General features: G+C 47.0%; 3 protein-coding genes. All 3 read left to right on the top strand.

What is annotated here, in order from left to right:
- The first annotated feature begins 125 nt into the window (after positions 1-125).
- The 3 genes from P2W83_RS05140 to P2W83_RS05130 all read left to right on the top strand — a co-directional run bounded on the left by P2W83_RS05140 (position 126) and on the right by P2W83_RS05130 (position 16,027).
- Positions 126-6,875 carry a LamG-like jellyroll fold domain-containing protein gene (locus P2W83_RS05140; RefSeq protein ID WP_276132626.1) on the top strand — a complete coding sequence of 2,250 codons (6,750 nt, stop codon included), beginning with the start codon at positions 126-128 and terminating at the stop codon, positions 6,873-6,875.
- Between the two features lie 497 nt (positions 6,876-7,372).
- On the top strand, positions 7,373-7,753 hold the full coding sequence (locus tag P2W83_RS05135; RefSeq protein WP_276132625.1) for a T9SS type A sorting domain-containing protein: 381 nt from the start codon (positions 7,373-7,375) through the stop codon (positions 7,751-7,753).
- 48 nt (positions 7,754-7,801) lie between these two features.
- Positions 7,802-16,027: a choice-of-anchor L domain-containing protein gene (locus P2W83_RS05130; RefSeq protein WP_276132624.1), complete on the top strand. Its 8,226-nt coding sequence runs from the start codon at positions 7,802-7,804 to the stop codon at positions 16,025-16,027.
- Positions 16,028-16,406: the final 379 nt, after the last annotated feature.

The raw sequence follows: 16,406 nt of genomic DNA, 5'->3' as shown, positions 1-16,406 counted from the left end.
ATCAGCTATTTATAACTGATCAATTAGAAAGTGGTTAATGCATTAGGGAGAATTAGCGCGTCATAAAGGCGGCCGGTTCTCCCTATTTTTTTGACCCCAGTACGAATAAAAAAATGTCAACATCTATGAAACACCAGTTGCAACGGGCATGGCGTCTCGCCATTTTACTGCTTCCCGTTCTCTTGCTTTCGTTCGTCAGAGCGGAGGCCTCGCACTTCCGTTACGGATCGTTGAGTTGGTCGAAGACGGCCACTAACGGTACCGTGAAATTCAGCTTTAAAGCCGCCTTCCGGCGCACCAGTTATTCTGGTACTGGTACGGATAGCCGCCCCATAGTTGGTGACATCATCACCGAAACTACAGGTGCTACGGCCCTGAACTTTGGTGATAACACGAACACCGGCACACTGCGATTTGTTGTAACGTCTTATAGTGTTGCTGAAGATTGGATACTGGGTGAGGCGTTGGAGCCGAATACCAACAATGCAGGTATTCCCCACGCATATGCAGGTAACGGCCCTTACGTAGCGGCAGTAGCCGGCAGCGCCAGGGTGGCTACCCTGAATAACGGTGCCAACGGTGGGTATAGGATGGAAACCTCGGTAACACCTTTCGGAACAAACAGCTCCCCGGTTACATCTCAGCCCCCCATCGTAACGCTGCCTGCATCTACTTCAGCCAGTTTTACAGTAGTGGGTTCAGATCCTAACGGTGACAACTTACGTTACCGCCTTGCTACGTCTACAGAAAGTGGAGTGCCTGCGCCGGCTGGTTTGACGATTAATGCCAATACCGGTGTTGTAACGTGGAATACGTCTACGCTTAACCAGGCCAACCTGTGGACTGTCCAGGTGATGATCGAAGATCTGGATGGCAATGGCAACGTAAAAACCAAAACGCCGATCGACTTCCTGATGAAGATCGTTCCGGTGGTTGGTGTGGCTCCTTCAGTTGCTATCAACCAATCAAGCCCAATAAGCGTTTGTAATAGTTCTGTGAACTTTACCGTGACCGCCACAGATCCTGATGCCGGTGCAACGGTTACTCTCGCAGCTGCAGGTATGCCTGCAGGCGCTAGCATGTCGCCTTCGCTGCCTGCTACAGGTAGCACGGGGCTGAGCTCTAACTTTAGCTGGACCCCTACGGCAAGCCAGACAGGTTCTTTTGTTGTCAACTTTACAGTTACAGATAACACGGGTCAACAAACCCAGCAGTCGATGATCATCAACGTGTCGTCTCCAACGGCTACCGTTGCCAACAAAACTATCTGCGTGGGTCAGTCGACAACACTTACTGCTGCAACCAATGCGAACAATCCAACCTACTTGTGGAGTCCCGGTGGTGCAAACACTCAGTCTATAACGGTTTCCCCGGGTTCTACCACTATTTATACAGTAACGGTTTCTGATGGTGCTTTGGCATGTTCTACATCGGCCACCGGTACCGTAACGGTAAACCAGCTTCCAAATGTTGTTGCAACCAGCAATAGCCCGGTAAACCAAGGTGGAACAATTACCGCAAGTGCTACAGGTGCTACCAACTACACATGGAGCGGTCCAAATAATTATATAGCCGCAGGTTCTGGTTTTTCTATCAATAATGCACAAGCGATCAATGCCGGTGTGTATACGGTAGAAGGAACTGATGGCAACAACTGTAAGAATACTGCATCAACCACGGTTCTTGTAGCTCCTGCTGCTACTGCGCTGAACTTTGATGGTGTTGACGATTACGTTAACATCAATAACACGCTTGGCAACTTCGGCACAGGAGACTTTACTGTTGAAATGAACGTGCGCACCACGCAAACGTCGAACTTCTACCTGATAGGCAAACGTGCTATCTGCGACGCAAGCAACTTTTGGAATATCGGCGTTGGTGGTGGTAAGCCTGGCATGGAGATCAATAATGGCGTTTCAGGCGGTAGTCTGAACAGCACCATAGCGATCAACAATGGTCAATGGCACCACCTTGCAATTACCAGGAAAGGAACTACGATGTCAATATATATTGATGGTGCTCTGAACATAACAGGTACAGTGTCTTTGTTCAACCTGACAAATACCAGCGTACTGCAACTGGGTAGCAATGTGTGTAACAACCAGAACCCATCTTTGAAGTATATAGGCGATATGGACGAAGTTCGTATCTGGAACCGTGCACTTTGCGCGGCTGAGATCAGCAACAACAAAAACTGTGAATTACCTGCAGGTCAAACAGGCTTGCTGGCTTATTATAAATTTAACCAAGGTTTTGTTGGTGTTGCAAATACCGGCGTATCTACCCTTGTTGACGAAACAGGTAATAATAATGGCACGCTGCAAAACTTTGCATTAAACGGCACAACCTCTAACTGGATGACCGGCAATGTAAGTGGAGCATGCGCAGCGTATACTGTACCCGTTGCTACTATTACACCAGCAGGTTCTACTACAGTTTGTGGTGGTTCAGTAGTACTGAACGCCAGCACAGGCACAGGTTATACTTACCAGTGGAAACTTAATGGTAATAACATAGCTAACGCTAATGCTGCAACGTATACTGCAACTATCAGCGGCAACTACACAGTTGAAGTATCAACAACAAACTGCCCGGTACTTTCTTCTGCAGTTAGCGTAACGATCAATCCTGTTCCGACTATCGCCGCATCAAACAATGGTCCGGTTGGCCAGGGCAGCGCAGTGACACTGACTGCTTCTGGTAATGCTACCTCCTATAGCTGGAGTGGCCCTAATAACTACTCAGCCAGCGGCACTTCGGCAACCATTACAAACGCACAGTCAGTTAATGCCGGTATCTATACACTTATCGGCACTAACGCACAAGGCTGTAAGGATACTGTTGTAACGACGGTTGAAGTTAGTACGATACCTGCCGGAGCTTTGAACTTTGATGGATCAAACGATCGCGTTGTGCTCCAGCCGACAATTGCTAACCTGCAGAACTTTACTGTAGAAGCCTGGGTAAAATGGAATGGTGTTAATTACGCTACTATATATGCCGAAGGTCTTACATCGTCGCTGAACCCAATGTTCTCGCTGACCATGAGGTCTAACGGTTATGAGCTGGTATTAAGAAATGGTGCTGCAGTGGGCCTGGTGGCTAACCCTACCAGCAGCCCGGTTGCTCCTAACCAGTGGGCACACGTAGCTTTCGTGCGTACGTCTGCTACAACAGGCCAGCTGTTTGTGAATGGTGTGAAAACAGAAGATTTCACCTTTGCTGATCCAGGATTTATTCAAACGAATGTTGCAACACTTGGTGTTCGCCAGCGCTCGCAGTTTGATGGTTTCCTGAATGGTAGCCTGGATGAAGTACGTATCTGGGATCGCGCACTATGCCAGGGCGAGATACAAAATAATATGAACTGCCAGCTTGGTGGTGGCCAGGCAGGCCTTATATCTTACTATCAATTCAACCAGGGTTTCCTGAATGCGAACAACAACGCAGTAAACACTCTGCTGGATGCTAGTGGTCATAATAATAATGGTACCCTGAATTCGATGGCGCTTAACGGTGCAACATCGAACTGGGTTGCGGGTAACATCGGCGGTAGCTGCGCTACTTTTGCTCCGCCTGTTGCGGTTATTACACCTGCAGGTCCTACTACTGTTTGCGATGCTACAGTGGTATTGAATGGGCAAACAGGTACTGGTTATAATTATCAATGGAAACTCAACGGAAACGATATTCCAAATGCAAACAGTGCAAGCTATACGGCTACAACCAGTGGTAGCTACACCCTGGAAGTGAATGCCAACGGTTGCATAGATAAATCGGCAGCAGTTAATGTAACAATAAATGCCGCGCCGGTATTTGCTGCCTGTCCATCTAATATCGAGGTGGCAACAACATCGACAACTTGTAATGCTGTAGTCAACTACACAACAAGTGTAACCGGTACACCTGCTCCCGCAGTAACCTATACACTGAGTGGCGCTACAGCCGGTTCTGGTGCAGGGAATGGTTCTGGTCTTACCTTCAATAAAGGTGTGACAACCGTTGCCGTTACTGCTGCCAATTCTTGCGGTACAGCACAATGCTCATTCACCGTTACTGTAAATGATAATGTGAATCCAGTGGTAGTCACTAAGAATATCACTGCTTATTTGAACGCGAGCGGTGTGGCAACTATCGCAGCGGCCGATGTGAACAATGGTTCTTCAGACAACTGCGGAACAGTGAGCCTGAGCCTGATAGGTACAACTACAACAACAGGCACTATTTGTGCTACCGGTGTTGAGCACGGCAACAGTGCGGTTCTGACGGCTCCTGCCGGCGCTGTGATCTCTGCTATCAACTTTGCCAGCTATGGTCTGCCGAATGGATCTTGTGGAAACTTTACAACAAGCAGCTGCCACTCGGCCAGCAGTATGTCTGTAGTTTCTAACCTGGCAATTGGCCAGAATTCAGTAACCATTCCTGCTAGCAATGACCTGTTTGGTGATCCTTGCTTCGGTGCAGGTAAACGCCTGTATATACAAGCGACTTATCAGATGACGACGCCTGCCAATGTTCCTTTACTGAGCTTTAACTGCGGCATGGTAGGTAGTAACACAGTAACGCTGGTGGGTAAAGATGCCACCGGTAATACTTCATCTGCTACCGCGATCGTAACCGTATTGGATACGATCAAACCTGTACTGAATATACCAGCAAACATCACTGTTAACTGCAATGGTTCATCAGGTCCGGCTGCAACAGGTAATGCTTCTGCAACTGATATTTGTGGTGCAACTGTAAGCTTTACTGACGCAAGTACACAAAGCGCGAACATAAACAGCGCGGCACACTACAACTATGTTATTAGCCGTACATGGACAGCTAAAGACGCGAGCAATAATACTGTGTCTGCCGTTCAGACAATAACTGTTCAAGACGTAACTAAACCAACTATCAATTGCCCCTCGGCTATCACTATCGCCTGCGACGGTGACAGCTCAATATCTACCACGGGTACGGCAACGGCTAATGATAATTGCGGTCCTGTAATGATCACTCGCAGTGACGTTAGCACACAAAGCGCTAATGTGAACGATGTTGCTCATTACAACTATACGATCACTCGTACATGGGTTGCGAAAGATGTAACTGGCAACAGCAACAGCTGTACACAGGTAATTTCTGTAGAAGATGCTGCTGCGCCAACAGTTACTAACTGTCCATCGACTGTAACTGTAAACTGCCAGGATGATACAACACCTGAGTCACTTGGTGCAATGACTGCGGATGATAACTGCAGTCCGGTAACTATTACTCATAGCGATGTGAGCACCCAGGATGCAAACGTGAACAATGCTGGTCACTATAACTATGTGATCACTCGTACATGGACGGCAACTGATGTAACAGGCAACAGCAATGGCTGCACGCAAACCATCACAGTACAGGATGTAACTAAACCTGGTATCACTGTACCTGCAAGCGTTACGCTGAACTGCCAGGATGATAATTCAACTACAGCTAATGGTACTGCAACAGGTATAGACAACTGCTCACCGGTTGCTATTACTTACAGCGATGCCAGCACGCAGAATACTAATGTGAACAACGCTGGTCATTACAACTACGTGATCACTCGTACATGGACAGCAACTGATGTAACTGGTAACAGCACTTCGGCTGATCAGACAATCACGGTACAGGATGTAACTAAACCTGGTATCACAGTTCCTGCAAACGTCACCCTGAATTGCCAGGATGATAATTCAACTTCGGCTAATGGTACTGCTACCGGTACAGACAACTGCTCACCGGTTGCTATTACTTACAGCGATGCCAGCACTCAGAATGCTAACGTGAATAACGCAGGTCATTACAATTATGTAATTACCCGTACATGGACAGCGACTGACGTGACCGGTAACGCTACATCAGCTAACCAGGTGATCACTGTACAGGACGTTACTAAACCAAGCATTACATGTCCTGCTAACAAAACAGTAAGCTGTAAGACAAGTGTAGCAGACAATGGTACTGCAACTGGTTCTGATAATTGCTCTCCAGTTGCCATAACAAGCAGCGACGTAAGCACTCAGAATAGCAACCCAGCCAACAGCGGTTACTACAACTACACGATCACCCGCACATGGAAAGCAACTGACGTGTCAGGTAACTTTACTACCTGCGACCAGGTGATCACAGTTCATGCGCTGAACAATGCAGCAGTTGCAGTGAGCCCTGTGAACACGATCAATGCCAACCACCAGATTCATACGATCTACCTGGGTTATGGTCCACAATCGGTATCGCTGAGCTCAACGGTTCAGGATGGTGTTGGTCCACGCAGCTACAGCTGGACACCTATCACTGGAAGTGTTACCCCTGCTTCTGCTACGACATCGGTTAGCCCGCTGGTAAGCACAACCTATACGGTAACTATTACCGACGGTACGGGTTGCAGCATCACGCAAAGCATGCCGGTGCAGGTAATAGATGTACGTTGTGGCAACAAAGTGAAGATCTGCCATTATCCTCCGGGCAACCCTGCTAACACACAACAACAGTGTCTGCCAACATCAGCTATCGCTGCCCACCTGGCACACGGCTGTGTATTGGGCGACTGTCCGAGCAACAAGAACAGCGGAACTGGTGACGGTGAAGAAGGTGATAACCACGGTGTAGAAGCTATGGTAACTACAGATGTGAAAGTATACCCGAATCCGAACACTGGCGCGTTCACGGTAGAACTGCCAGCTGGTCTTGAGAAGTCAGAAGTTGTGATCACGGATATGGCAGGTAAGGTTATCCAGAAACAAACTGCTCTTGAAGGCAACAAACTGCAGTTCGACCTCGGTCCGGTTGCTCGTGGCATGTACATGCTGCACCTGACCAACGGCAGTCAAAACTTCAGAACAAGGATCTCGGTTCAGTAATTATATATCGTCTACTTGGGTATATGAATAATAAAAGGCCCCGCAATTTTGCGGGGCCTTAATATTTTATAGATTTTTTCCTCTATTTAAGTATTTTATTATTAATATGTAAATAGTTCAATTAAAATATATTGAGGAACTGTAACTCGACTGTAACGGAAATGTAACGTTGTTTTAATGAGTGTAACTTGACATTAATAACCATAATTCCAATATTTGTCGCCCGGTTAATTTGTAACATATAAACGGCCGTCCAATAGAACCGTTTTTTATGTATGCAGCAGTTGGATAGGAGCGTCTGACGCCGATACAGGCACCGTGTTGTTTTAAAACCCATCAATTATCCGCACTTACATTTTGTTAGGCTGTAGCGTTTATTTCATTAAAAGTGAATAAGTAAAATATTTGCCGAGACTAAAAAGTTGACATAGAAGCTCTGCTCTTAGACCTTGTTCACCCAACCCCAATGCGAAATTTAAACTTTTCAATACCAGTTTATGAAACACACAATCCTGATCTCCTCATTACTCTTGCTGCTTTTGACGGTTTTTTCGGCCAGCGCACAAACTGGCGAACGCGGACGGATAACCGGAGACTTTAGCCCGAGTGCCACATGCACCGTTCACTATTCGCTGTCACCTATTCCGGTTACCGACAATAACCTGGTACTGGAGATAAGCGTCACTTCGGCTTTTGAGCTGAACGCTCACATCATTGATGCTGATAACAAGGAGATGATCGATCTGGAAACTCAGACCGTTACCCGCAGGATGGGGAAAAACATAGATATATCCAGCCTGTCTCCCGGCAATTACTATGTTGAATTCATGTATGGCGAGAACCAGGAGACTTACAAGGTAGCCTTTAGTAAACCTTAACCGGTTCAGCCACTAAGACATTCATTATATCATTACCACAAACTTTTTATGAAAACGATCAAAGCATCTTCAAGGCTTTTTATCAAAAGCACGGCCCTGCTGCTTGCGTTATTACCGATAACTGCCTTTGCGCAGCTATCTGTGGTGGCCAACCAGGCGGCGACGCAATTGGCCAACGCGCTTGTGGGATCGGGCGTCACGATCTCCAATGTTACGCTTACCTGCCCTGGGGTGGGTAATGGAACCTTCTCTGTAAGTGGCTCTAGTCCGCTGGGTATTTCGAGCGGTATTATCATGACAACTGGCCAGGCTGCAAACATGCCGGGCGCAGCATCATCGCTTGCCGACGTAGCGACAGGCGGAGCCGGCGATGCGCAATTGTCCTCGCTAATGGGTGGCGCGACAACAGCAGACGCTTGCGTCTTAAATTTTGATTTTGTTCCCCAGGGCGACACGGTGCGTTTCCGCTACCAGTTTGCGTCTGAAGAATACACCGGGTATGGTTGTAGCCAGTACAATGATGCCTTTGCCTTTTTCATTTCCGGTCCAGGTATCTCGGGATCTAAGAATATGGCGTTGATACCCGGGACCAATACTCCGGTTACAATCAACAGTACTTCGGGTGTTGTGGGTAATGCCGGCCAGTCAACTTTAGCGCAATGTACCAACACCGGAAATAATCCACTCGGCATAAATTATATAAACAATAGTGCCGGTACATCAATTAAGTTTGATGGCTTTACGAAGCTGTTTGTCGCTTCGTCGGCAGTTATTCCTTGTTCTACTTACCACTTAAAAATAGCAATAGCTGATATTTTTGATGACCGGTATGATTCAGGTGTGTTTATTGAAGGTGGAAGCCTTAGCTCAACACCCGTGGTTGCATCTTTAAGCCCTGCTCCTTCGTCATGGCCTATGACAGGTGGTGTTCAGGTAACGATCAATGGTACCAATTTTAAACCAGGCAGCACCGTAACGCTTGATGGGATACCGGTAGCAGTTACCTCAGTTACGACAACAGCCATCACCTTTACTCTGCCAGCCATCACCAACGCCATGTGCTCTGGCACAGTGATCGTTAACAGTCCCTCAGGTTGTGGTTCTTCGTCAACAGCTTTTAGTTATACCATAACGACGCCGCCATCTATTGCAAATATTACCCCAATGAACGCGGCTCCCGGATCCACCATTGTGATCAGTGGTAATAACTTCGGACAGTCGGGAACAGTTAAATATGGCAGTACTAATCTTTCGATAATATCGTACAATAATACCAGCATCACAGCAGTACTGCCATCGCCCTCGGCGGCATGTGCAGGTAATATTGTAGTGACAAATGCTTGTAATGCCATATCAGGCTCAGTTCCTTACGTGGTATCGCAGCAACCTGTAGTTACTAACGTAATAGCTAATTCACCAACAACAGCTGGCGGATACCTGGTAACGATCTCAGGAACCAATTTCATTCCCGGTGCTACTAGTGTGAACTACCTGGGCAGCACCATTTCAGCGAATGTAAGCTCGCCAACTTCACTTTCTTTTATTGCACCTGTGGTAACTAATTGCAGCGGTGCGGTAATAGTAAATAACGGTTGTATGGCGTCGGTACCCTTCAGTTTCGGGATCACTGTGCCACCAGTAATTAACGCTATTACCCCTAACAATGCTATTCCCGGAACAAACGTCACTATATCGGGTACCAATTTCGGTACTACACCGGTGGTGAATATCGGCAGCACCACAATGAACGTTGTTGCTTCAACTCATACAAACATAGTGGTTACGCTACCGCCGGGCGTTTGCTCACTTCAGTCCATCACTGTTGCGAACAGCTGTGGATTCGTATCTTCTCCAGCCCCATATATGGTGCAAGTTCCAGTGGTGACTGCCAGTAATGATGGCCCGGTACCAATCACGGGCAATATTGAATTATCTGCAGCAGGTGCTACCACCTATTCATGGAACGGTCCAGGTGGCTTCACTGCCAACGGTCCTACGGCCACCATCGGTTTCGCGCAACTTTCTAATGCAGGTACTTATACTGTTACCGGTACAACTGGTGGCTGTTCTTCTACGGCAACTACGCTGGTTAAAGTATTGCAAGGTCCGGCAGACGTTATCAGTGGTATCCGTACCTGGCTCGATGCTTCGGATATAGATGCCGATGGTAACAGCGGTAATAACCCTGCTAATAATTCGGCTATCAATACATGGAACGATAAATCGGGAAATGGTAATGATGGTGTACAGCTGGCTGGCACTAACGCAGGTGTTATTAGATCAGATGCAGCTTCGGTGATTAACGGAAAACCCGTGGTTCGTTTTGCAGGTAGCAACGTTTATAACTTTGGTAATATCGATATACGCGCAGGTGTAACACCTGACGTAAGTGTTATTACTGTTTACCGACTCAGCGGCCAGGGACATGAAGGTATTTGGGGTAATGATGACGGCAACTGGGACAGGTTCGCATTGGCTTCATTTAGCTTTACCGGCAACAACAATAATGGTATTGCTTCACGCGGTCCCAACCAAAATCCTCCTTATACAGTAATTCCTAATTCAGGTGTTCCAGGTAATCTCTACCTGTTCACTGCTATCTATGATGGCCAAGTGAGCGGTGGTGTAAATAATGGTCCTGCAAATGGTTCTTCATTCTGGTTCAATGGTAGCCTGCTGGGCACGTTTACAGACCAGACCGAACCGTTGAATGCAAAAACATCGCTGCGCCTCGGTTTCGATGGTGATGATGGATTCATGGATGGTGACATCGCTGAGTTTATTGTTTATGATCGTGTGCTTACAGAATGCGAGATCCAGGATATAAACGTATACCTGAGCAATAAGTATGGTGTTACTTATTCAACTGCCAAGATCACTCCAAATAGTACTACTACATTCTGCCAGGGCGATTCAGTTATCCTGTCAGCAAGCGATGGAAGTGCTTACCAGTGGAAGCTTAATGGAAATAGTATTAATGGTGCCAACAGTCAGACCCTGGTGGTTAAGCAAGCCGGTAGCTATACAGTAGATATCACTGGCATTTGCGGTAAGGCTAAATCTGCGCCTGTCGTGGTGACGGTAAATGCATTGCCTGCGGTAACTGCTACTAACAATAGCCCGGTAAATATGGGAGGCACTGCCACCGTATCTGCCAGCGGCGCAACTTCTTATACATGGACTGGTCCTAACGGCTTTATCGCTGCGGGCCAATCATTTAATATTAATAATGCGCAACTTACAGCAGCAGGTGCCTATATAGTTACAGGTACAGATGCCAATGGCTGTAAGGATACAGGTATGACTACTGTCGTAGTTAATCAGCCGGGTAAGGCGCTTCATTTTGATGGTATCAACGATTGGATAGGTATACCGGTTATGCCTGCTATCAATTCAATCCCTGTTACGCTCGAAGCAATGGTAAAACCAGAACTTCGTCCGGAAGGCGATGTGTTCTATCCAAACAATGTACTCAGTAATGACCTACCCGGTAATTACGGCTTAGGTTTTGGTGTGAACGTATACAATGGTGGTTCTCGTATAGTAATTGAATACAAGAACGGTTTCCACGAGATATTAAATGCGCCCGGTATCGTCGCTGACCAATGGTCGCATGTGGCTGTGGTATATAACCTGGGTAATTTTAAGGTATTCGTAAACGGTACTGAGGTTGCAAGCATCAACCATGCAGCTGTTGCGCTGAATAACACGGTGCACATGCACATCGGTAAACATAACGATGATGCTGGCTATGGCACACGCCGTTTCTTCAAAGGAGCTATCGATGAAGTTCGTGTTTGGAATAGGGCGTTGTGTAGCGCTGAGATCACTGCCCAGTACAGCTGCCAGCTGAATGGACAAGGTAACGGCCTGTTTGCTAACTACAACTTTGACCAGGGCTTTGCTAATGCAAACAACAGCAGTGTAAATACACTGACTGATGCCACGGCTAATGCCTCAACTGGTACGCTTAATGCCTTCGCACTGAATGGTGCTACATCAAACTGGATAGCTCCAGGCGGTGCTACTACCAATTGCACGCCATACCTGGTGGGCGATATTCATGTGAAGGGTAACGGTCAGAATATCTTTAATAATACTACTACTGTATCTGCGGCCGCTAATACTGATATGGGTAGCACAGGTCTTGGGAACACGATTACCAAAGCATTTGCTATCGAGAATAATGGTACAGCGCCGATAACCGTAAATGGTATCAGCTTTACCGGAGCACAAGCGGGCAACTTCTCAGTCAATGGTATCAGCTTCCCTATAACCATTCCGGCTGCAGGTAGTGCTAACTATAACATTGTCTTCAATGGTTCTTCTGTAACCCAGCACAATGCTACGGTGAACATCGCCAGCAATGACTGCGATGAGGCTACGTACGCGTTTGCAATACGCGGTACGATCAACTGCTCAATGCCAGCATTTACTCAGTGTCCGCAGCCTATATCGGCAGACAACGCACCGGGTCAATGTAAAACAGGTATAGCTTACAATGCGCTGGTAGCTACTACTGGTACACCTGCTCCTGCTTTGACATATTCTATGACTGGTGCTACCACTGCAAGTGGTTCTGGCAATGGTAGTGGTACTCAGTTCAATGTTGGTGTTACCAATGTTACGATCACCGCAACAAACTCCTGCGGTTCTGCTACCTGCAATTTCACCGTTACTATCAAAGATGTGACCGCACCGGTATTCGCTGGTGTCCCTTCTAATACAACTGCATCATGTGAATCAGTTCCGACACCTGCAATAGTGACAGCAAGCGATAATTGCAACGGTGCAACCGCAGTTAACTACTTCCAGTTCCCGAACGTGGCCGCTAATCAGACACACTACTGGCCGGCTGATGGTAATACCAGTGATGTGGTTGGTGGCGCTAATGGTACTGCATCGGGTATCCAATATGCACCGGGTCTCTTTGGTGCCAACAGCTTCCTGTTCAATGGTACAGCAACTATAGACGCAGGTACTGCTGGTAGTATTAGTGGTACTGGTGACTTCTCTGTAAGTGCATGGGTAAAAACTACCAGCAGTGGTGGAATGACCATTATTCAACAGAGAGATGCCAGTGTTGATGGTCAATATATCCTGAAAATAGGTACGAACCACAATGGCGCAACCAGCGTGCCGGGTAAGGCTTACTTCCTGGTATCGGGCGACGGTGGTCTTGGCGAGATGTATTCTAATGCATCTGTGAACGATGGCCAATGGCACCATGTTGCTGGTGAAAGAAATGGTACAGCACTTAAGCTGTATATAGATGGTGTGTTGGATAACACTACATCTACACCGGGCGTGGTGACCATGAACAAAGATGGCAACGTCCGCACCTTTATTGGCTATGACTATCGCAATGTCTTATTCAATGTGTCTGCTAACAAGTTCGTTGGTCAGATGGACAACGTAAAAGTGTTCTACAAGTCTGCATGCCCTACGGCTTATCAACGTAACAGGGTTTGGACTAGTAAGGATGCTGCTGGCAACATGGCTGCTGCCGAACAGAATGTCAGTGTAATAGATGCAACTGCACCTACACTAAACTGTCCCGCAAACATTGTAGTAAACAATGACAACAACCAATGCGGTGCTATCGTGAGCTTTGCTGCTACTGCGACAGACAACTGCGATAATGTTCCGGTTATTACCTATTCTAAGAATCCGAGTACTTCGTTCCCTATTGGTATAACGACGGTAAATGTGCAGGCTAAAGATGGTTGTGGCAACACTTCTAACTGCAGCTTTACAGTTACAGTGAAAGATGCACAGCTGCCGGTTGTGAATGCTCCTGCAAGCACTACTATCAATTGCCATGCTTCATCTGCACCAGCTGCAACCGGAACTGCAACGGCTAATGATAATTGCGGTGTTTTGGAAATTTCACACAGCGATGTAAGCACACAAGATGCTAACATAAATAATGCTGCACACTATAACTACACCATTACCCGTACTTGGAAAGCAATTGATGTAAACAATAATGCTAACACAAGCATTCAGACAATTACGGTACAGGATGTAACTAAACCTGGTATCACAGTTCCGGTAAATGTTACGCTGAATTGCCAGGATGATAATTCAACAACAGCTAATGGTACTGCTACCGGTACAGACAACTGCTCACCGGTTGCCATTACTTACAACGATGCCAGCACACAGGATGCTAATGTGAACAACGCTGGTCATTACAACTACGTGATCACTCGTACATGGACAGCAACTGATGTTACTGGCAACAGCACTTCTGCTGACCAAACCATCACCGTTCAGGATATAACTAAACCTGGTATCACAGTTCCTGCAAACGTTACCCTGAATTGCCAGGATGATAATTCAACAGGTGCTAATGGTACTGCGACTGGTTCTGACAACTGCTCGCCAGTTGCCATTACTTACAGCGATGCCAGCACGCAGAATGCTAATATGAACAACGCTGGTCACTACAACTATGTAATTACCCGCACATGGACAGCAACTGACGTGACCGGTAACAGCACTTCGGCTGATCAGACCATCACTGTTCAAGACGTAACTAAGCCAGGCATCACAGTTCCTGCAAACGTTACCCTGAACTGCCAGGATGATAATTCAACTTCGGCTAATGGTACAGCAACAGGTACTGACAACTGTTCACCGGTTGCCATTACTTACAGCGATGCCAGCACGCAGAATGCTAACGGGAACAACGCTGGTCATTACAACTACGTGATCACTCGCACATGGACAGCAACTGATGTAACTGGTAACAGCACTTCGGCTGACCAAACCATCACCGTTCAGGATGTAACTAAACCTGGTATCACAGTTCCTGCAAACGTTACCCTGAATTGCCAGGATGATAATTCAACAACCGCTAATGGTACTGCAACAGGTACAGACAACTGCTCGCCAGTTGCTATTACTTACAGCGATGCCAGCACGCAGAATGCTAACATGAACAATGCAGGTCACTACAACTATGTAATTACCCGCACATGGACAGCAACTGACGTGACCGGTAACAGCACTTCGGCTGATCAGACCATCACCGTTCAGGATGTAACTAAACCAGGTATCACTGTTCCGGCGAACGTTACCCTGAATTGCCAGGATGATAATTCAACTACCGCTAATGGTACTGCTACCGGTACTGACAACTGCTCACCAGTTGCTATTACTTACAGCGATGCCAGCACACAAAATGCTAACGTGAACAATGCAGGTCACTACAACTATGTAATTACCCGTACATGGACAGCAACTGACGTGACCGGTAATAGCACTTCAGCCAACCAGGTGATCACTGTTCAGGACGTTACTAAACCAAGCATTACATGTCCTGCTAACAAAACAGTAAGCTGTAAGACAAGTGTAGCAGACAATGGTTCTGCAACTGGTTCTGATAATTGCTCGCCAGTTGCCATAACAAGCAGCGACGTAAGCACTCAGAATGGCAACCCTGCTAACAGCGGTTACTACAACTACACGATCACCCGTACCTGGAAGGCAACTGACGTGTCAGGTAACTTCACTACCTGCGACCAGGTGATCACTGTTCACGCGCTGAACAATGCAGCAGTAGCAGTAAGTCCTGTGAACACGATCAATGCCAACCACCAGATCCATACGATCTACCTGGGTTATGGTCCACAATCGGTATCGCTGAGCTCAACGGTTCAGGATGGTGTTGGTCCACGCAGCTACAGCTGGACACCTATCACTGGAAGTGTTACCCCTGCTTCTGCTACGACATCGGTTAGCCCGCTGGTAAGCACAACCTATACGGTAACTATTACCGACGGTACGGGTTGCAGCATCACGCAGAGCATGCCGGTGCAGGTAATAGATGTACGTTGTGGCAACAAAGTGAAGATCTGCCATTATCCTCCGGGCAACCCTGCTAACACACAACAACAGTGTCTGCCAACATCAGCTATCGCTGCCCACCTGGCACACGGCTGTGTATTGGGCGACTGTCCGAGCAACAAGAGCAGCGGAACTGGTGACGGTGAAGAAGGTGATAACCACGGTGTAGAAGCCCTAGCGGTGACCGAAGTGAAAGTATACCCGAATCCGAACACTGGCGCGTTCACAGTAGAACTGCCAGCTGGTCTTGAGAAGTCAGAAGTTGTGATCACGGATATGGCTGGTAAGGTTATCCAGAAACAAACTGCTCTTGAAGGCAACAAACTGCAGTTCGACCTCGGTCCGGTTGCACGTGGCATGTACATGCTGCACCTGACCAACGGCAGTCAAAACTTCAGAACAAGGATCTCGGTTCAATAGGAATTTACAGACAGAGGTATATGAAGAAAAGCGCCCGCATTTTTTGCGGGCGCTTCTTTTTTTATTAAATATTGTTATTAAAAACTGGTTAAAACAAAGGCTTTTTGCGTTTCAAAGTTGGCTCTGGATCAAAAGGCTGCCATGATATAATTTACAGATTTTGATTGCATTATAAGTTGTAACGATGATTGTAACGTTGCTTTTAACGCAAGCACTTGACAAGGAATATTTCAAAAGCAATATTTGCAGCCTGAATTACCCCGGCGATGCATAACGATTAGTTGTGTGTTGCTCACCACATAAGTTCTATTAAGAGAGAATTGAACGTTTCGGCGTCCATTTCTCTCTTTTTTTTACCTGTTAGCGAAAATCTTTTACC

It is taken from the genome of Polluticoccus soli (genome assembly GCF_029269745.1).
GTDB classification, from domain to species: Bacteria; Bacteroidota; Bacteroidia; order Chitinophagales; family Chitinophagaceae; genus Polluticoccus; species Polluticoccus soli.
This window is presented reverse-complemented; position numbering and strand designations above follow the sequence as displayed.